Here is a 17,211-nt window from a genome sequence, read left to right on the forward strand (position 1 = left end):
CCACAGGGGCCCGCCAGAGTCGCGGCTGATGGAGATCAACGATCTGACACCGGCTGAGCTGCGCGTCTGGCGGGCCTTCCCGCGCGGGGAGCGGGTCGACTTCCGCACCGGCGGGGACGAGGACGCCGTGGACGGGGCGTCCTGGGGCCCCGAACGCACCCTCCGCGCCTCGGTGGTGAAGGCACTGCTGCTGCACGCGCCGCAGGAGGACGGCGAGATCGCGGCCCTGAAGGTCACCGGCGCCCGGATCACCGGCCGGCTCGACCTCACTCACGCCGTCCTCGATTCCCACCCGGTCCGCCTCAGCCACTGCCATTTCGCCGAACGGCCCGAGTTGTACGGCATCCAGCTGCGCCGGCTCAGCCTGCACGGCTCCGTGCTGCCCGGGCTCGGCCTCGGCAGCGCCCGTATAGACGGCACCCTGCGGCTGAGCGGCTGCCGGATCTCGGGGCCGGTGCAGCTGGCCGGGACCCAGATATCCGGCGCGCTGTTCCTGGAGGACGCCGACCTCACCGCCCCGGACGACACGGGCCCGGTCCTCAAGCTCAACCAGGCGGTGATCAGCGACGACCTGTGGGCGCCCCGGCTGCGCGCCCGCGGCGAGATACGGCTCAACGGGGCCTCCGTCACCGGGTCGGTCAACCTCAACGACGCGCTGCTCCACCAGCACGGCGAGAGCGCCGCCGTGGACGCGCAGACCCTCACCGTCGACGGCGACTTCCAGCTGCGCCGCGCCCGGGTCCAGGGATGGATCGGACTGCGCGGCGCCCGGATCGCGGGCCGCCTGGACCTGTCGTACGCCCATCTCGCGAACCCCTCCGCCGCGGCGCTGCGGGCGGGCAGCGCCACCATCGGGGAGCTGTGGCTGCGCAAGGGCGCGGCCATGGAGGGCACCCTGAATCTGCGCCGGGCCCAGATCGAGGTGCTGTTCCTGGAGCCGGAGATGCTGCCGCGGCGGGTGCTGATCAGCGGTCTCGGCTACACCTCGCTCACCCCGCACGAGCCCGCCGAACGGCGGCTGCCGATGCTGGAGCGGGACGGCGACGGCTATGTCCCGCACGCCTACGAGCAGTTGACCGCCGCCTACCGGCGGGTCGGCGACGACCACGCGGCCCGGCTGGTGCAGCTCGCCAAGCAGCGCCGGCACCGCGGCACGCTCCCCTGGTACGGCCGGCTGTGGGGCCATGTCCAGGACGCGGCCGTCGGCTACGGCTTCCGGCCGATGCGGGCCTTCGGCTGGCTGCTGTCGCTGCTCGCGGTCGGCTCGGTCGCCTACGCGCTGGAGCATCCGCCGCCGCTGAAACCGGGCGAGGCCCCGGACTTCAACCCGGTGTTCTACACCCTCGACCTGCTGCTGCCGGTGATCTCCTTCGGGCAGGAGGCGGCGTTCGCGCCCGCCGGCTGGCACCAGGCGCTGGCGTACGTCCTGGTGCTCACCGGCTGGATCCTGGCGACGGCGGTCCTCGCGGGCGTGACCCGGACCGTCAGCCGCCCGTGAGGTGCCGCACCGCGTGCTGGGCGGCCAGCCGGACGGGCGCGTTCTGGGCGCCGTAGCCGCGGTAGCCGCCGTCGCGCTGGACCAGTTCGAGGAAGACCCGGCCGACGGTGCGGGTGTAGCAGTGGCGGAAGACGCCGTGCGCGTCCCGGTCGTAGAGGATGCCGAGGTCGCGGTAGGTGTCCAGCTCCTCGTCGGGCAGGTCGAAGCGGGCGGCGAGGTCGTCGTGGTAGTTGGCGGGGACGGGCAGCAGCCGGCCGCCGGCCGCGCGGAAGCGGCGGGCCGCGGCGACCACGTCGTCGGTGGCCAGCGCGATGTGCTGGGCGCGGACGGTGTCGTCGGTGGGCGCCGCGCCGACGGTGAGGGCGATGCGGACGCCGCCGTCGTCGGTGGTGACGGCGCGGCTGCGCAGCAGGCCGTAGGGGTCGGCGACGTCGACGCTCTCCTGGGCGCGCAGTCCGAGGACGCTGCGGTGGAAGAGGGCGGCCTCGTCGAACTGGTGCCAGGGCTGGGTGAGGGCGAGATGGTCGATCCGGCGGATGCCGGTGGCGGCCGGGTCGTGTCCGGTGGGCTCGAAGTCGGCGAGCCAGTTGGGGAGTCCGGGTTGGTCGGTGGCGCAGAAGAACAGTTCGGTGCCGTCGGGGGCGGCGACCGCGTCGAGCGGGGCGTCGCCCGAGGCGCGGCGGCGGGGCAGCACGGGGGCGAGCAGGGCCTCGGCGCGGCGGGCGGCACCGGCCGGGTCGGGTGACTCCAGGCCGACGGCGGCGAGCCCGGTGCCGTCGATGGGGGTCCCCCCGCTCGAGCGACGCCGAGAGTGAGGGAGAGCGGCGGGGCCGGTGTTGACCAGGATGCGGGCCTCGCCCTGCTGCCAGAGGTCGACGGGTTTGCCGCGGTGCCGGGCGGTGCGGGTGAAGCCGAGCGCGGTGAGCAGCGCGGCGACGGGTTCGGGGTCGGGGGTGACCAGCTCGGCGAAGGCGACGCCGGTGGGGACGACCGGCTCGGGGAGAGCGGCGGCGCCGACGGCTTCCTGGAGGACCAGCAGGGAGCGGCGGGCGTCGACGGCGGTCGGTCCGGACTCGGCCTGGCGGAAGACGTCGTTGAAGACCTCCAGGGAGAGCGGCCCGTCGTAGCCGGTATGCAGTACACGGCGTACGAGATCCGCTATATCGAATCCGCCCTGCCCCGGGAAGCACCGGTAGTGGCGGCTCCACTGGAGCACGTCCATCGCGAGCAGCGGGGCGTCGGCCAGCTGGAGGAAGAAGATCTTCTCGCCGGGGATGTCCGCGATGCCTTCGAGGTCCTTCGGATCGGAACCGCGGGACAGGATGTGGAAGCTGTCCAGGCAGGTGCCGAGCGCCGGGTGCCCGGCCGCCTCGACGATCCGCCAGGCGTGGTCGTACGTGTTGACGTGCCGCCCCCAGGCCAGCGCCTCGTAGGCGACCCGCACCCCGGCCTCCCGCGCCGCGTCGGCGAGGGCGCTCAGCTGCTCGGCGGCGAGCGCGTCGTCGTCCATGGCCAGCGGGGAGACCGAGGAGCAGACCAGCACCGTGTCCGTGCCGAGCCGGCGGGTCAGCTCGAACTTGCGCCGGGCGCGGCGCAGATTGCGGGCGAACTCCTCGGCGGGCACGGCCTCGATGTCCCGCATCGGCTGGTAGAGGTCGATGCTCAGCCCGAGGTCCGCGCAGCGGAGGCGGATCTCCTCGGGGCTGAGGGGGCTGGCCAGCAGGTCGTTCTCGAAGATCTCCACACCGTCGAAGCCGGCCCGGGCGGCGGCCGTCAGCTTCTCGGTGAGGGGTCCGCTGAGGGAGACGGTGGCGATGGACGTGCGCACGGCGGTACCTCTTCTTCTCTGCACGTTCTCTGCACGGGCCTTGCTACTGGTGCCTTGCTCCTGGGGCCTTGCTACTGGTGGGCGGTCACGGCCCCGGCCAGCTCGGCGATGTCCGCCAGCATCGCGGCGCCGTCCGGTTCGCGTCCGGTGAACAGCCGGAAGGCGTCCACTGCCTGGAATACGGCCATCCCTCCGCCGTCCAGCGTGGCGCAGCCGACCGCGCGGGCGGTGCGCAGCAGCTCGGTCTCCAGCGGCCGGTAGACCACCTCGGCGACCCACAGCTCCGGCCGCAGCAGGGCGGCCGGGAAGGGCAGTCCGGGGTGGGCGGCCATGCCGGTCGGGGTGGCGTGCACGACGCCGTCGGCCCGCGCGAGCAGCCGGGGCAGCCGGTCGGGGGTGCCGGCGGCGGCGCGGCCGTCGCCGAAGTGCCGGGTGAGGGAGCCGGCGAGGGCGGCGGCCCGTTCGGGCAGCGCGTCGACGACCGTGATCCGCTCGGCGCCGAGGGTGAGCAGGGCGTGCGCGACGGCGGCGCCCGCGCCCCCGGCACCCAGCTGCACGACCCGCTCCAGGGGCGCGTCGGGCAGTCCGCGGGCGAAGGAGGCGGCGAAGCCGGTGACGTCGGTGTTGTGGCCGACGGCGCGCCCGCCGTCGAAGACGACGGTGTTGACCGCGCCGAGCGCCTCGGCCTGCGGGGCGAGGGCGTCCAGGTGGCCGAGGACGAGTTGCTTGCAGGGGTGGGTGATGTTCAGTCCGTCGAAGCCCAGGTCGCGGGCGGCGCGCACCAGGTCGCCGACGGCCTCGGGGGGCACGCCGAGAGTGTCGATGTCGAGGAGCCGGTACAGATAGCGCAGGCCCTGCCGGTCGGCCTCCCGCTGGTGCAGCGCCGGGCTGAGCGAGGGTCCGATGCCGGATCCGACCAGTCCGACGAGATACGACTCCTGGGGCACGCGGACCTCCGACAGCGCTTGACTAATGTACGAACTAGTACGTTAGTCATAGCAGCCGCACCCCGGGAGGGGAAGCCCCGCCCGACGGCCTTCTAGAATCTCGGCACTGGCCCCTCGCCCGAAGGAACCCGATGACCAGCGTCGACGAACCGGCACGACCGAACGGGCGGATCCGCGACGCGGCCCGCACCAAGGCCGAGATCCTCGACGTGGCCACCCAGGAGTTCGCCCGCGCCGGTTTCGACGGCGCCCGGGTCGACGAGATCGCCGCCCGCACCCGCACCACCAAGCGGATGATCTACTACTACTTCGGCGGCAAGGAACAGCTGTTCACGGCCGTCCTGGAGCGCGCGTACGGCGTGATCCGGGAGGCCGAGCAGCAGCTGGACGTCGAGCACCTCGACCCGGTCGCGGCCATCCGGCGGCTGGCCGAGCTGACCTTCGACCACCACGAGCAGCACCCGGACTTCATCCGTCTGGTGAGTATCGAGAACATCCACGACGCCGAGCACATCGCCGCCTCCGAGGAGCTGGGGCGGATCGGTTCGCCGGCCCTGGACGTAATCCGCCGGATCCTGGCGGCCGGCCAGGAGTCGGGCCTGTTCACGGCCGACGTCGACGCCGTCGACCTGCACGCGATGATCAGCTCGTTCTGCTTCTTCCGGGTCGCCAACCGGCACACCTTCGGCGCCCTGTTCGGCCGCGACCTGGTCGACCCCGCGCAGCGCGAGCACTACCGCACGATGCTCGGCGACATGGTGATCGCCTACCTCACGGCGGACCGCGCGGAGGACTGAGCCGGGCGGCGCACCCGGGCCGTACCGCTCGCCCCGTACCTCGGCAATCTCCTGTGCACGAACCCTTGACACGCACGACACACGGGCGCAGCATCCCTAACCAACCCCGATTAACTATCCAGTGAGTTAATTAGCCGAGCTCCGGCACTTCCCCTCTCGCCGTACTCCGCCTACGTTGAAGCCCCCCGAAGGAGCCGCCGTGTCCGTCCCCACCCCTGCCTCCGCCGCCCCGCCCGGCCAGCCGAAGAAGGCGGCCACCGCCGCGTGGATCGGCAGCGCGCTGGAGTACTACGACTTCTTCATCTACGGCAGCGCGGCCGCCCTGATCTTCCCGGAGGTCTTCTTCGACGAGTCCGACCCGGCCACCGCGACCCTGCTGTCGCTGGCCACCTTCGGGGTGGCGTACGCGGCCCGGCCGGTCGGGGCGCTCTTCCTCGGCCACTTCGGCGACCGGCTCGGCCGTAAGAAGATCATGGTCTTCACGCTGATGCTGATGGGCCTGTCGACGTTCCTCATCGGCTGTCTGCCCACCCGCGACCAGGTCGGCACCCTCGCCCCGGTCCTGCTGGTGCTGTGCCGTGTCCTGCAGGGCATCTCGGCGGCGGGCGAGCAGGCCAGCGCCAACTCCATGACGCTGGAGCACGCGCCGCCGGGCCGGCGGGGCTTCTTCACGAGTTTCACGCTCAGCGGCACCCAGGGCGGCCAGCTTCTCGCGACGCTGGTGTTCATCCCGGTCGCCGCGCTGCCCGAGGAGCAGCTGCTGGCGTGGGGCTGGCGCGTGCCGTTCTGGCTGAGCGTCGCGGTGGCCGTGGTCGGCTGGGTGATCCGCCGCAAGCTGGACGAGACGCCGGCCTTCGCCCAGCAGGCCGCGACCGAGGGGGTCGCGAAGCTGCCGCTGGCGATCCTCCTGCGCGAGCACTGGGCGGATGTGCTGCGGGTGGTCGCGGGCGCCCTGATCGCCTCGGTCAGCACCATCTTCACGGTGTGGGCGCTGGCGTACGCGACGAGCGACTCGGTCGGGATGAGCCGCTCCGGCATGCTCTGGGTGGGCGCGCTCGCGAACCTGGTGGCGCTCGCCGCGATCCCCCTGTGGGCCATCCTGTCGGACCGTATCGGCCGCCGCCCGGTCTTTCTGATCGGCGCCGCCGGAAGCGCCGTGGCGATGTTCCTGTACCTGTGGGCGATCTCCACCGGCTCCTACCCGCTGACGCTGGTGCTCGGCATCGTCGCCTTCGGAGTCGTCTACAGCGCCGCGAACGGGGTGTGGCCGGCCTTCTACGGCGAGATGTTCGCGACCCGGGTGCGGCTGTCCGGCATGGCGATCGGCACCCAGATCGGCTTCGCCGTCGCCGGGTTCGCGGTGACGTTCGCCGCGCGGATCGCGGGCCCGGACGGCGACGACTGGTTCTCCGTGGCCCTGTTCACCGCCGCGCTGTGCGTGCCGCCGGTGGTCGCGGCGCTGTCCGCGCGCGAGACGCACCGGGTGCCGACGGAGCTGCTCGGCGAGCGGACGCCGACCGGTGAGCCGCACCGGGAGACCGTCGCCGCCTGACCCGGCCCGCCCTTCTCCGGAGCCCCCGGACGCGTCCGGGGGCTCGCCCCTTGAACCTGACACCGGTGTCAGGCCCGAGCCTGCGGGCATGCGAAACCGGACTCTCCTCCAGCCCGAGGCCGGGCGGGCCCCGGAAGCGGCCCCGCCCCGGCTCCCCCTGACCGCCCTTCTCGCCCTGGCCACCGCCGTCTTCGTCACCAGCCTCACCGAGACCCTGCCGGCGGGCGTGCTGCCCGCGATGAGCCGGGACCTCGGGGTGGGCGAGCCCGCCATGGGCCAGTCGGTGACGGTCTACGCGATCGGCACGGCGCTCACCGCGATCCCGCTGTCCGCGGCCACCGCGCACTGGCGGCGCAAGCGGCTGCTGCTGACCGCGATGGCCGGGTTCGCCGTCGCCAACACGGTCACCGCCGCCTCGGCGAGCTATCCGCTGACCATGGCGGCCCGGTTCGCGGCCGGGGTGGCCGCGGGCCTCGCCTGGGCGCTGCTCGCCGGATACGCCCGCCGCCTGGCGCCGCCCGCCCTCCAGGGCAAGGCGGTCGCGGTCGTCATGACCGGCATCCCGGTGGCGCTGTCGCTCGGGGTGCCCGCGGGCACGTATCTGGGCGGGGCACTGGGCTGGCGTACGGCGTTCTGGCTGATGACGGCGGTCACCGCGGTGCTGCTCGGCTGGATCGCCCTCGGCGTTCCCGACCGGCCGGGGCAGCGGCCGGGCGCCGGCGAGCCGATGCTGCGGGCGCTGGCCGTGCCCGGTGTGGTGCCGGTCCTGTTCGTCACCCTCGTCTTCGTCCTGGCGCACACCGTGCTCTACGCCTACATCGCCACGTTCCTCGACCGGTTCGGCATGGGCGACCGGGCCGACCTGGTGCTGCTGGTGTTCGGCGGCGCCTCGCTGCTGAGCATCTGGGCCGTCGGCGCGCACATCGACCGGCGGCTGCGCCCGCTCACCGTGGCGAGCGCCCTGCTGGTCGGCCTGGCGGCGGCGCTGCTGGCCGGATTCGCCGACATCCCGGCGCTGGTGTGGCTCGCGGCGGCGCTGTGGGGGCTCGGCTGGGGCGGTGCGCCCACCCTGCTCCAGACGGCCGTCGCGGACGCGGGCGGCGAACGAGCGGACGCCGCCCAGGCGATGCTGGTCACGCTGTGGAACGCGGCGATGGCCGGCGGCGGAGTGGTCGGCGGGATCCTGCTCGACCTGTTCGGCGCGACCGCGTTCCCGTGGAGCGTGCTGGTGCTGCTGGTGCCGGTGGTGGCCATGGTGGTGGGCGCGCGCGTCCACGGCTTCCCGGGGACGCGCGCCGGTTCCTGACGCGGGGCGCCGTTGGGCCGGTACCGGGCGCCGTTCCGGATTTCGGGCCCGTTCCTAGCGGCGGGGAATGCCGTACGCCCGCTCCACCTTCAGCCGCAGCACCAGGCGGCGGTCGCGGACCATGGCCGCCCGGAACTCGTCCCAGTCGGGGTGCTCGCCGCGGGCGTCGCGGTACATGCGGATCAGCTCCTCGACCGTCTCGTCGTGCGGGTCCCGGGCGACCGGCGAGAGGTCGGCCGTGCCCTCGGCGACCGCGTAGGCCCACCGGTCGGCGGTGGTGACGTGGTACGAGGCCCGGGGATCCCGGCGCAGATTGCGGGTCTTGGCGCGGTCGTCGGTGACGGAGACGCGGAGGATCCGCTCCTCCGGGTCGTAGACGTGGGTGACGTTGGACAGCTGGGGGCGGCCGTCGCGCTTGAGGGTGACGAGCACCCCTTCGTGGCCCTCGGACAGCAGGGCGAGCAGAGCGTCTTGGGTCATGACTCGATCAACCCACGCGCGGCGGACCGGCATTCCCCGCAGGTCGTAGGGGTGGACAGTGAACAGAGCAGCGAGTAGACAGTGTCTACGTCCGCCTGCTAGACATGGTCCATGAGTGCTGTGGACGATCAGGAGCCGGGCCTGCGCGCCCGTTTGGTGGAGGTCGGCGTCGACCTGGTGACCCGGGAGGGCGCCCAGGCGCTGACCCTGCGGGAGATCGCCCGCCGGGCCGGTGTCTCGCACGGGGCGCCGCGCCGCCACTTCCCCACCCACCTGGAGCTGCTGTCGGCCATCGCCCGCCGGGGCTTCGACGCGCTGGGCGAGCGGGCGAGAGAAGCGCTCGGGGACGGTTCGGGGAGCCCGCGCGATCAGGTGGCGGCGCTCGGCCGGGCCTATCTGGAGTTCGCGCTGACCAACCGCGGCATGTACGAGCTGATGTTCCGTCATGATCTGCTGGAGAGCGGTCACTTGGGTCTGCGGGACACCAGCCTGCCGCTGTTCGGCGTCCTGGTGGAGCTGGTCGGCCGGGCGCGCCCGGACGCCGACGCCCGGGCGGTGGCGGGCGCGCTGTGGGCGAACCTGCACGGCATCGCCCAGCTGTGGGGCTGGGGCAGCCTCCAACTCGCCACCGGCACCGATGACTTCGTCCCGCTGCTGCACACCGCCCTGGACGCCCACCTCGGCCCCGGGGCCGGCCGGTGAACCGCCCGCTGACACTGGCGAGCAGCGTGGCCGGGGCGGTGGTGGTCGCCCTGGACGGCACCGTCCTGACCATCGCGCAGCCCACCCTCCAGCGGGATCTCGGCGCCTCTTTCTCACAGGTGCAGTGGACCACCACGGGCTATCTCATCGCGGTGGCCGCGCTGCTGGTGTTCGCGGGGCGGCTCGGCGACCGCTACGGGCACCGGCGGCTGTTCGGCCTCGGCATGCTGGGCTTCGGCGCCGCGTCGGCGGGGATCGGGCTGGCGCCTGACATCGACTGGGTGATCGCCCTCCGGGTCGCCCAGGGCGTGTTCGGGGCACTGCTGCAGCCCGCCACCCTGGGCATGCTGCGCGCCGCCTACCCACCGGACCGGCTGCGCACGCCCCTCGCCGTCCGCACCGCCGCGATCGGGGTGGCGGCCGCCGCCGGACCGGTCCTGGGCGGGCTGCTGGTGACGGAGCTGGGCTGGCGGGCGGTGTTCTTCCTGCACGTCGTACCGGCGCTGCTGTTCGGGCTGGTCGCCCTGGCCGCGCGGACACCCGAGCCGCCGCGGACCGCCGTACGGCTGGACCTGCCCGGTGCGCTGCTGCTCGCGCTCGTCCTCGCCGCCCTGGTGCACGGTCTGGCCGGCGTCGCGGAGTCCGGCGGCCTCGCCTCGGCGGCACCGGCTCTCGAGGTGGCGATCGTCGCCGGGATGGTGTTCGTACAGCACGAGCGGCGGGCCGCGCATCCGCTGCTGCCCGGCGACGTGGTGCGGTCGGCGTCCGTCGGTTCGGCGCTCGGCGTGCTGGTGACCGCCTCGGCCGCCCTCCACGGCACGCTCTTCCTCTGTGTCTACCTCCTCCAGGACGCCCTCGGCCTCGATCCGTTCCAGAGCGCGCTGCGCAGCCTGCCGCTGGCCGTCCTGATGATCGCCGCCGCACCGCTCTGCGCGCTCCTGCTGCGACGGGCGGGCGCCCGCCGGACGACCATGACGGCGACGCTCGTCCTCGCCGCCGGCATCGCGGTCCTGTCCGCCGCGTCCGGCACGCTCGCCCTGTGCACCGGGTTCGCGCTGGTCGGAGCCGGATTCGGCACGGTGATGGTGGCGGCCACCCACGTCGTCGTACGGCACGCCCCCGCGGAGTCGGCCGGCGTGGCCGGCGGGCTCCAGCAGACCGCGCTGAACGTGGGCCCGGTACTGGGCGTGGCGACGGCAACCCTCCTCGCGAGCACCGACTCCCTGCGCCCGACCCTGCTGGTGCTGGCGTTGGTGGGTGCGGTGGGCGCGGTGATCGGAGGTGCGCTGCCGGGGCGGGTGGTGGCGGAGGACGAGACGCCGGTCGAGGAGCGGGCCCGGGACTGCACGGCGGCGGCTGCCGGGCGCGACGGTCGCTGACGTCGCGGGACACGCCCTCCGGGCTCGGCGGCACCCCCACCCACTCGCGGCCAGCGTCCCGCCGGACGCGGCTCGCCGGGGAGCCCGCCGGATCGCCCCTGCCGGGGCGGGCTGCACAGGCGGCACGTGGCAGGTGCATGAGGCCGCGGGCGCCCGCCGGACGCGGGTGTGCGGGGCGCTGCCGGAGGGGCCCGGCCCCTGCGACCCCCCAGAGCACCGCACGGGCGCCGCGCGGCAGGCGGACGAGGTCCGGGACGCGCCGCCCGCCACGCCCCCGGCGCCTCACGACCGTCGCGCACCCCCTCCCGGTGTTCCTGCGCGACCATGAGGTCTGAGGGCGCCTGTACGGGGTATGCCCGATCGCACCTCGGCGAACGCGATCGGAGGAGAGCGATGGCACAGCTGCTGCGACAAGAGGTCGAGCCGGACGAGGCCGGGCTGGACGCGAAGGCGCTCGGGCGGCTGGACCGGCACTTCGCCCGGCAGGTGGACGCGGGGCGGCTGCCCGGCTTCCTGGTGGCCGTCGCGCGCGGCGGCCGGGTCGCCCACCTCACCACCTACGGGCACCGCGACATCGCCGCCGGGCTGCCCGTGGAGCCGGACACGCTGTGGCGGATCTACTCCATGACCAAGCCGGTCACCGCGGTGGCCGCCCTGCTGCTGGTGGAGGAGGGCCGGCTGACGCTGGACGACCCGGTCGCCCGGTATCTGCCGGAGTTCGCCGACGCCCAGGTCCACGTCGAGGGATCCGGCGCCGACCTCCGCACCCGCCCGGCGGCCGGTCCGATACGGATCCGGCATCTGATGACCCACACCGCGGGCCTGACCTTCGCCTTTTACCACACCCACCCGGTCGACGCGCTCTACCGCGAGGCCGGTCTGCACTCGTCGGTGGCGCCGGGCACCGACCTGGCGGGCACGGTCGCGGTGTACGCGCGGATGCCGCTCCAGTTCGAACCGGGCACACAGTGGAACTACTCGGTGGCCAGCAATGTGCTCGGCCGGATCATCGAGGTGGCGTCCGGGCGGCCGCTGGACGAGTTCTTCGCCGAGCGGATCTTCCGGCCGCTCGGCATGCCGGACGCCGGGTTCCAGGTCGACGACGAACAGGCGGGCCGGCTCGCCGAGTTGTACGGCGAGAAGGAGGACGGCAGCGGCATCGAGCCGATCCCCGGGCTGCCGCTGCACGGCCGGCCGCGGTTCCTGTCCGGCAGCGGCGGCATGGTGGCGAGCGCGTACGACATCCACCGGTTCATGGAAATGCTGCGCCGCCGCGGGGAGTTGGACGGCGTGCGGCTGCTCTCCCCCGGCACGGTCGACCTGATGACCACCAACCAGCTGCCCGGCGGCGCCGATCTGCGGTCCTTCGGCAGCCGCCCCGCCCACGACGAACCCGGCAACGAGGGCGTCGGCTTCGGGCTCGGCGTGTCGGTGGTGATCGATCCGTCCCGCACCCAGTCGCCTTCCGGCCTGGGTACCTTCGGCTGGAGCGGGGTGGCGACGACGACCTTCTGGGTCGATCCGAGCCGGGATCTGACCGTCCAGTTCCTGACCCAGCTGCGGCCACGCCGCTCGCACACCGTCTACCCGGATCTGAAACGGCTGGTCCACGAGGCGGTCACACCGGTGCTCAGGACCAGTGCGCCACCGCGTCCAGGTGGGGCAGGTGGTGGTCCATCCGCTCCCGTTTCGTCCGCAGGTAGGTGATGTTGTTCTCACACGGGGGTATCAGGAGCGGAACCTCTTCGGCGACCTGTATGCCGTGCCGCAGCAACGCCTCCCGCTTGCGCGGGTTGTTGGACATCAGCCGCACCGAGCGCACCCCCAGGTCCTGGAGGATCCCGGCGGCGGCACCGTAGTCACGGGCGTCCACCGGCAGGCCGAGCGCCAGGTTCGCCTCCACCGTGTCCAGGCCCTCCGCCTGCAACGCCATCGCCCGCAGCTTGCCGAGCAGCCCGATGCCGCGGCCCTCGTGGCCCCGCAAGTAGACGACCACACCGGCGCCTTCGGCGACGACCGCGCGCAGCGCCGACGCCAGCTGGTCGCCGCACTCGCAGTGCCGCGAGCCGAACGCGTCGCCGGTCAGGCACTCGGAGTGCAGCCGGGTGAGCACGCCGTCGGTGCCGAGATCGCCGTGCACCAGGGCCACTTGCTCCTCACCGCGGTCGTGGTCGACATATCCGATCGCCTGAAACGGTCCGTACACGGTGGGCAGCGGCGCATTCACGACGCGTTCCACTCCGCTGCGAAGGGCCGACTTACCGCCGATGACGCCAAGGTTTTCTGTCATGATCTGTGTTCCCCATCAGAGACGAAAGGCCGTGCGGAAATGAATGGTTGGGATCTGTTGCCGGCGGACACCACGGAGGACGTACGGGCTCGCGGGGCCGGTGCGCCACGGCAGGTCGCCGTTCTTCCGGTCGGGAGTTTCGAGCAGCACGGCCCGTACCTTCCGCTGACCACCGACACCCTCGTCGCCTGCGCCCTCGCCCGGGACATCGCCGCCGCGTACCCGGTGCACCTCCTTCCTCCGGTGACCGTCTCCTGCTCGCACGAGCACGCGGCCTGGCCGGGAACCGTCAGCATCTCCTCGGTGACCCTTCACGCGGTGATACGGGACATGGCGGCCTCGCTGCGCCGGTCCGGCGTCGAGGCGCTGGTGCTGGTCAACGGGCACGGCGGGAACTACGTCCTGGGCAACGTCGTCCAGGAGTCCGCCGCGCGCGGCGAGCGCATGGCCCTCTTCCCGGCCCCGGAGGACTGGGAGACGGCACGGGAACGGGCCGGGGTGGCCACCTCGCTGCTCACCGACATGCACGCGGGCGAAATAGAGACCTCCATCCTTCTGCACACTCATCCGGAATCGGTCCGGCCCGGTTATGAGACCGCCGATTTCGTCGCCGACGACCGGCGTCATCTGCTCACCACCGGTATGTCCGCCTATACCGATTCCGGGGTCATCGGACGGCCTTCCCTGGGCACCGCGGAAAAGGGGAAGGAACTGCTGGCGAGTCTGGTGGATTCCTTCGGCCCGTATTTCAAGCTGCTCACCTCCGAGGGGGACGACCGGGGGTAGCGGCCTCCGGGAATGGGCGCCGGTACGACGGGCTTCGTCACGGAGGTCTCCGCGCCGCCCGCCGTACCGGCCGGTCGCGGGGCTGCGGACCGGCGGGCGGCGAGCACCAGGGCGCCGGGCAGGCTCGCCGCGAGCCCCAGCACGCCGTAGACCACGGCGACCGCGAGGCCGTCGCCCGCGCCCAGTCCGGCGGTGCCGAACGACCAGGCGGTGACGCCCTCCCGCGGGCCCCAGCCGGCCACGTTGAGCGGCAGGCTCATGGCGAGCAGCGCGAGCACCGCGAGCGGCAGCAGCACCACCGCGGAGGCGTCGCTGCCGGCGATCCGGGCGGCCAGCAGGAACATCGCGAGATGCCCGGCCAGGACGACCACGGACGCGACCGCGACACCGGGGCCGTTGCGCCGCGAGAGCAGCACCGCTCGGATCTCGGCCCCGAGCGCCCAGCGGCCCCGCGCCTTCGGGCCCCGGTTCAGCCGTACGGCCAGACCGACCGCCACCGCGCCCAGCGCGGCCACCGCCACGGGCAGGGCGAGCTGCCGGACCTCCGCGCGCACCGGGGACGGCACGGCCAGCAGGACCCCCGCGCCCGCCACCGCCAGCGCCATCTGCCCGGCGGTCCGTTCGAGCACCACCGCGCGCACGCCCCGGCCCAGGTCGCCCGCGCTGCGTCCGTGCCGTACCGCCCGGTGGACGTCGCCGAGGACGCCGCCGGGCAGGGCCGCGTTCAGGAACAGTGCCCGGTAGTAGTCGGCCACCGCCGGGCCGTACGGCAGCCGGATGCCGAGGCCCCGGGCCACCAACTGCCAGCGCCACGCGCTGAACGCCGTGGTGACCACGCCGATGCCGACCGCCGCCAGGAGGGCGGGCCCGTCGATCCGCCGCAGCCCGTCCAGGAACGCGCCGGTGCCCAGCCGCCAGAGGAGGACGGCGAGCAGGGCGACACCGGCGAGCGTGCCGAGGTGGGTGCGCAGCGCACGGGACGGCTTCACGACGCCCCGCCGCCGGGGCGGGACAGCGCCAGCAGGTCGCTGTGGTGGACCGTGACCCGCAACTCCCCCGCCGCGCAGGCGGCCAGTCGGGCCGCCAGGTACTTCTGGGCGGGCTCCGCCAGTTCGGGGCGCTGCTCGACGGCGGCGCCCACCCAGCCGCGCAGCCACTGCACCGACAGCGCGGCGTCGCCGGGGCCGAGCCGCCAGGGGCTCGGCCGCACTTGTACGGTCGCACCCCGGTCGGCGAAGGCCTCGCCGGCCGCGGTGACCGCGTCCGGGCCGAGCAGCCCGGAGCGCCGCTGATGGGCGTTGAACGCCTCGGTGATCTCCGCGTCCAGGGGATCACCGGGGGTCAGCTCGACCCGGCCGGCCACCGAGAGCGTCAGCAGCGCCGGGCACCCGGCGCCCGCGCACGCGGCGGCGAGGGTGTCGACCTCCTCGCGGGTGAGGACGTCCAGCAGCGCGGAGGCCGTCACCAGGGAGGCCCCGGCGAGGGCGTCGGGGGTGAGCCGGGCGATGTCGCCGCGGCGGGTCTCGACGGTGACCCGGCTGCCGTCGGCGGCGGCGCGCGGGGAGGCCACGGCGGCGAAGTGCAGCAGATAGGGGTCGCGGTCGTGCAGCACCCAGTGCTGGGCGCCGTCGAGCCGGGATGCGAGCCAGCGGCCCATCGAACCGGTGCCGCAACCCAGGTCGTGCACGACCAGCCCGCCGGACCGCCCGGGCAGGTTGGCCAGCCGGATCCGCAGCGGATCCACCAGGTCCGCCGCCCGCGCCGCCGCGTCGGCGCCTTCCCGCAACCGAAGCCACTCGGGCGCGTACCGCGGCGGCTCCTCGTCCTCGCCGCCCTCCCGCAGGCGTACGGTGGGCCGCTCACCGGGGCGCGCGGCGGACCGCTCGACGGGACCGGCGCCGGGAATCACCGCGGGCACCGCCTCGTTCCCGGCGTCCGCGCCCGGCTGCGCGGGAATCCAGTCCCTGCGCTGTGCCGTCGTATGTGCCGTCGTGCCGGTGTCGCTCATGCCGCCCTCCGGGGTTCGCTGGGGAGCCGGCTCAGGACGCCGGCGAGGGACCGGGCGGTGGTGGCCCAGCCGTCGAGGGCCGACCGGCGACCCCGCGCGGCGGCCTTGAGACGGCGGCGCACGTCCGGCTCGCCGAACCAGCCGCGCAGCTCCGCGGCGAGCGCGCCGGGGTCCTCCGGCGGGACCAGGATGCCGGGCACGCCGCCGTCGGGGGCGCGGCCGACCGCCTCCGGGAGTCCGCCCACGTCCGTGGCCAGCACCGGGATCCCGCGCGCAAGCGCCTCCGTGACCGCCATGCCGTACGTCTCGGCGTACGACGTGAGGACCATGAGGTCGGCGGAGGCGTAGCTCGCGTCCAGGTCGGCCCCGGACCGCGGCCCCGCGAGATGGACGCGCCCCGTCAGGCCGTACCGGTCGATCCGGGCGCGCAGCCGGGCCACGTACTCCCGGTCCTGCGTCAGCCCGCCCACGCACACACAGCTCCACGGCAGATCGGTCACCGCGGCCAGCGCCTCCACCAGCCGGTGCTGCCCCTTGCGCGGGGTGACGGCCGCGACGCACAGCAGCCGTGACACACCGTCGGTGCCGGGCGCGAGCGGTGCGATGTCGGCGCCGGGCGCGGCGGCGTGCACCCGGTCCGGGACCAGCCCGTGGTGGGCGACGAGCCGGCGGACCGCCCAGGCGCTGGTGGCGATCACCGCCGGCACCGCCCGCAGCACCGCCCGCTCGCGGGCGTCCAGCTCGGCGGCGGTCCCGGGCGCGAGACCGGTCTCGTCGCCGAGCGGCAGATGCACGAGGACGGCGAGCCGCAGCCGCTCCGCCTCCGGGACGACCACCTCGGGGACGCCGCAGGCGACGAGCCCGTCGAGCAGCACGACCGCGCCGTCCGGCATCTGCCGCAGCGTACGGGCGAGTTCGGCGCGGGCCGCGGCGTCCGGGCGGGGCCAGGCACCGGCCACCGGATGCCGGTGGACCTGCCAGCCGAAGCCGGGCAGGTCCAGGCAGACCCGCCGGTCGTAGACGTTGCCGCCGCTCGGCGCGGCTGGGTCGTCGACGCCGCCCGGCAGGACGAAGTGCACGGTCCGCAGGGACATCCGGAGGATCTCGGCGCCCGCCAGGGCGGGGGACTGGACGGGCACATAGCCCAGCGAGGTGCGCTGGATCGTCGCGTCGGTCACAGGGCACGCTCGTAACTCGCCCAGGCGACATGCGACTCGTGCAGCGTGACCGTGATGCCCGCGATGCCCCGGGCGCCCTCGCCGAGCGCCCCCTTGTGCACCCGCTCGGCGAGCCGGTCGGCGATGACCTTCGCCAGGAACTCGGTGGAGGTGTTCACCCCCGCGAAGTCGGGTTCGTTGTCGAGGTTGCGGTAGTTCAACTCGCCGACCACAGCGCCGAGTTCCCGGGTGGCCAGCCCGATGTCGACGACGATGTTGTCGTCGTCCAGCTCGGCGCGCCGGAAGGTGGCGTCCACCAGGAACGTCGCTCCGTGCAGGCGCTGCGCGGGGCCGAAGACCTCGCCGCGGAAGCTGTGGGCGATCATGATGTGATCGCGGACGGTGACACTGAACAAGGGAACGCCCCTTCACGTGCGGTGCATCGATGCCGACTAGTACGGCTGATGGCCTTCCCGTGTTC

15 protein-coding genes and 1 pseudogene are annotated in these 17,211 nt (G+C 74.0%); 8 read left to right on the plus strand and 8 right to left on the minus strand.

The features are described 5' to 3' along the window. Positions 1-28: 28 nt before the first annotated feature. On the plus strand, positions 29-1,498 hold the full coding sequence (locus ACZ42A_RS05530; RefSeq protein ID WP_468525814.1) for a membrane-associated oxidoreductase: 1,470 nt from the start codon (positions 29-31) through the stop codon (positions 1,496-1,498). Here ACZ42A_RS05530 and ACZ42A_RS05535 read toward each other — a convergent pair. Both ACZ42A_RS05535 and ACZ42A_RS05540 read right to left on the minus strand, forming a co-directional pair. After that, entirely contained in the window at positions 1,485-3,326 is a 1,842-nt protein-coding gene (locus ACZ42A_RS05535) for a bifunctional sugar phosphate isomerase/epimerase/4-hydroxyphenylpyruvate dioxygenase family protein (protein WP_468525815.1), read from the minus strand. The two genes, ACZ42A_RS05530 and ACZ42A_RS05535, sit on opposite strands and share 14 nt — an antisense overlap. A gap of 71 nt (positions 3,327-3,397) precedes the next feature. Then, positions 3,398-4,273: a shikimate dehydrogenase gene (locus ACZ42A_RS05540; RefSeq protein WP_468525816.1), complete on the minus strand. Its 876-nt coding sequence runs from the start codon at positions 4,271-4,273 to the stop codon at positions 3,398-3,400. Positions 4,274-4,404: 131 nt separating this feature from the next. On the opposite strand from ACZ42A_RS05540, the gene ACZ42A_RS05545 reads away from it, so the two are divergent. The 3 genes from ACZ42A_RS05545 to ACZ42A_RS05555 all read left to right on the plus strand — a co-directional run bounded on the left by ACZ42A_RS05545 (position 4,405) and on the right by ACZ42A_RS05555 (position 7,928). Continuing rightward, the gene (locus ACZ42A_RS05545) at positions 4,405-5,070 is read left to right on the plus strand and encodes a TetR/AcrR family transcriptional regulator (protein WP_468525817.1); all 666 of its coding nucleotides are present in this window, start codon (positions 4,405-4,407) and stop codon (positions 5,068-5,070) included. A 199-nt stretch (positions 5,071-5,269) separates the two neighbouring features. After that, positions 5,270-6,622, plus strand: coding sequence for an MFS transporter (locus ACZ42A_RS05550; protein ID WP_468525818.1), 1,353 nt, complete (start codon positions 5,270-5,272; stop codon positions 6,620-6,622). Between the two features lie 88 nt (positions 6,623-6,710). Then, on the plus strand, positions 6,711-7,928 hold the full coding sequence (locus tag ACZ42A_RS05555; RefSeq protein ID WP_468525819.1) for an MFS transporter: 1,218 nt from the start codon (positions 6,711-6,713) through the stop codon (positions 7,926-7,928). Between the two features lie 54 nt (positions 7,929-7,982). Here the strand turns inward: ACZ42A_RS05555 and ACZ42A_RS05560 are convergent, their stop codons facing one another. Further along, entirely contained in the window at positions 7,983-8,408 is a 426-nt protein-coding gene (locus ACZ42A_RS05560) for a PPOX class F420-dependent oxidoreductase (RefSeq protein ID WP_468525820.1), read from the minus strand. 111 nt (positions 8,409-8,519) lie between these two features. Here ACZ42A_RS05560 and ACZ42A_RS05565 point away from each other — a divergent pair, with 111 nt between their 5' ends. From ACZ42A_RS05565 to ACZ42A_RS05575, 3 genes are all read left to right on the plus strand, one after another. Then, positions 8,520-9,110, plus strand: a complete 591-nt coding sequence (locus ACZ42A_RS05565; RefSeq protein WP_468525821.1) for a TetR/AcrR family transcriptional regulator — start codon at positions 8,520-8,522, stop codon at positions 9,108-9,110. Then, positions 9,107-10,489 (plus strand): MFS transporter, encoded by a 1,383-nt coding sequence (locus tag ACZ42A_RS05570; protein ID WP_468525822.1) that lies wholly within the window; start codon positions 9,107-9,109, stop codon positions 10,487-10,489. The genes ACZ42A_RS05565 and ACZ42A_RS05570 overlap by 4 nt, the downstream gene beginning before the upstream one ends. A gap of 393 nt (positions 10,490-10,882) precedes the next feature. Next, the gene (locus tag ACZ42A_RS05575) at positions 10,883-12,196 is read left to right on the plus strand and encodes a serine hydrolase domain-containing protein (protein ID WP_468525823.1); all 1,314 of its coding nucleotides are present in this window, start codon (positions 10,883-10,885) and stop codon (positions 12,194-12,196) included. On the opposite strand, the gene ribA is transcribed toward ACZ42A_RS05575, so the two are convergent. Then, positions 12,120-12,779, minus strand: coding sequence for a GTP cyclohydrolase II (gene ribA, locus ACZ42A_RS05580; RefSeq protein ID WP_468525824.1), 660 nt, complete (start codon positions 12,777-12,779; stop codon positions 12,120-12,122). The genes ACZ42A_RS05575 and ribA overlap by 77 nt on opposite strands. 39 nt (positions 12,780-12,818) lie before the next feature. On the opposite strand from ribA, the gene ACZ42A_RS05585 reads away from it, so the two are divergent. Then, on the plus strand, positions 12,819-13,565 hold the full coding sequence (locus ACZ42A_RS05585) for a creatininase family protein (RefSeq protein ID WP_468525825.1): 747 nt from the start codon (positions 12,819-12,821) through the stop codon (positions 13,563-13,565). A gap of 191 nt (positions 13,566-13,756) precedes the next feature. On the opposite strand, the pseudogene ACZ42A_RS05590 reads toward ACZ42A_RS05585, so the two are convergent. The 4 genes and pseudogenes from ACZ42A_RS05590 to ACZ42A_RS05605 all read right to left on the minus strand — a co-directional run. After that, a pseudogene (locus tag ACZ42A_RS05590) lies at positions 13,757-14,554 on the minus strand (lysylphosphatidylglycerol synthase transmembrane domain-containing protein); the annotation flags it as partial. After that, positions 14,551-15,573 (minus strand): methyltransferase domain-containing protein, encoded by a 1,023-nt coding sequence (locus tag ACZ42A_RS05595; protein WP_468525826.1) that lies wholly within the window; start codon positions 15,571-15,573, stop codon positions 14,551-14,553. The pseudogene ACZ42A_RS05590 and the gene ACZ42A_RS05595, both read right to left, overlap by 4 nt. Next, a complete protein-coding gene (locus ACZ42A_RS05600) occupies positions 15,570-16,751 on the minus strand; it encodes a glycosyltransferase family 4 protein (RefSeq protein ID WP_468525827.1) in 1,182 nt (393 codons plus the stop codon). The genes ACZ42A_RS05595 and ACZ42A_RS05600 overlap by 4 nt, the downstream gene beginning before the upstream one ends. Beyond that, the gene (locus ACZ42A_RS05605; RefSeq protein WP_468525828.1) at positions 16,748-17,146 is read right to left on the minus strand and encodes a 6-pyruvoyl trahydropterin synthase family protein; all 399 of its coding nucleotides are present in this window, start codon (positions 17,144-17,146) and stop codon (positions 16,748-16,750) included. Before ACZ42A_RS05605 ends, ACZ42A_RS05600 begins: the two co-directional genes overlap by 4 nt. Positions 17,147-17,211 lie beyond the last annotated feature (65 nt).

The sequence above is a fragment of the Streptomyces sp. NPDC030838 genome (assembly GCF_055572035.1).

What these genes read in the sequence shown, in the direction of transcription:
- ACZ42A_RS05560 (WP_468525820.1), bottom strand. Translation starts at nt 8,408, where the DNA reads ATGACCCAAGACGCTCTGCTCGCCCTGCTGTCCGAGGGCCACGAAGGG.
- ACZ42A_RS05595 (WP_468525826.1), bottom strand. Translation starts at nt 15,573, where the DNA reads ATGAGCGACACCGGCACGACGGCACATACGACGGCACAGCGCAGGGAC.
- ACZ42A_RS05575 (WP_468525823.1), top strand. Translation starts at nt 10,883, where the DNA reads ATGGCACAGCTGCTGCGACAAGAGGTCGAGCCGGACGAGGCCGGGCTG.
- ACZ42A_RS05565 (WP_468525821.1), top strand. Translation starts at nt 8,520, where the DNA reads ATGAGTGCTGTGGACGATCAGGAGCCGGGCCTGCGCGCCCGTTTGGTG.
- ribA (WP_468525824.1), bottom strand. Translation starts at nt 12,779, where the DNA reads ATGACAGAAAACCTTGGCGTCATCGGCGGTAAGTCGGCCCTTCGCAGC.
- ACZ42A_RS05530 (WP_468525814.1), top strand. Translation starts at nt 29, where the DNA reads ATGGAGATCAACGATCTGACACCGGCTGAGCTGCGCGTCTGGCGGGCC.
- ACZ42A_RS05585 (WP_468525825.1), top strand. Translation starts at nt 12,819, where the DNA reads ATGAATGGTTGGGATCTGTTGCCGGCGGACACCACGGAGGACGTACGG.
- ACZ42A_RS05555 (WP_468525819.1), top strand. Translation starts at nt 6,711, where the DNA reads ATGCGAAACCGGACTCTCCTCCAGCCCGAGGCCGGGCGGGCCCCGGAA.
- ACZ42A_RS05545 (WP_468525817.1), top strand. Translation starts at nt 4,405, where the DNA reads ATGACCAGCGTCGACGAACCGGCACGACCGAACGGGCGGATCCGCGAC.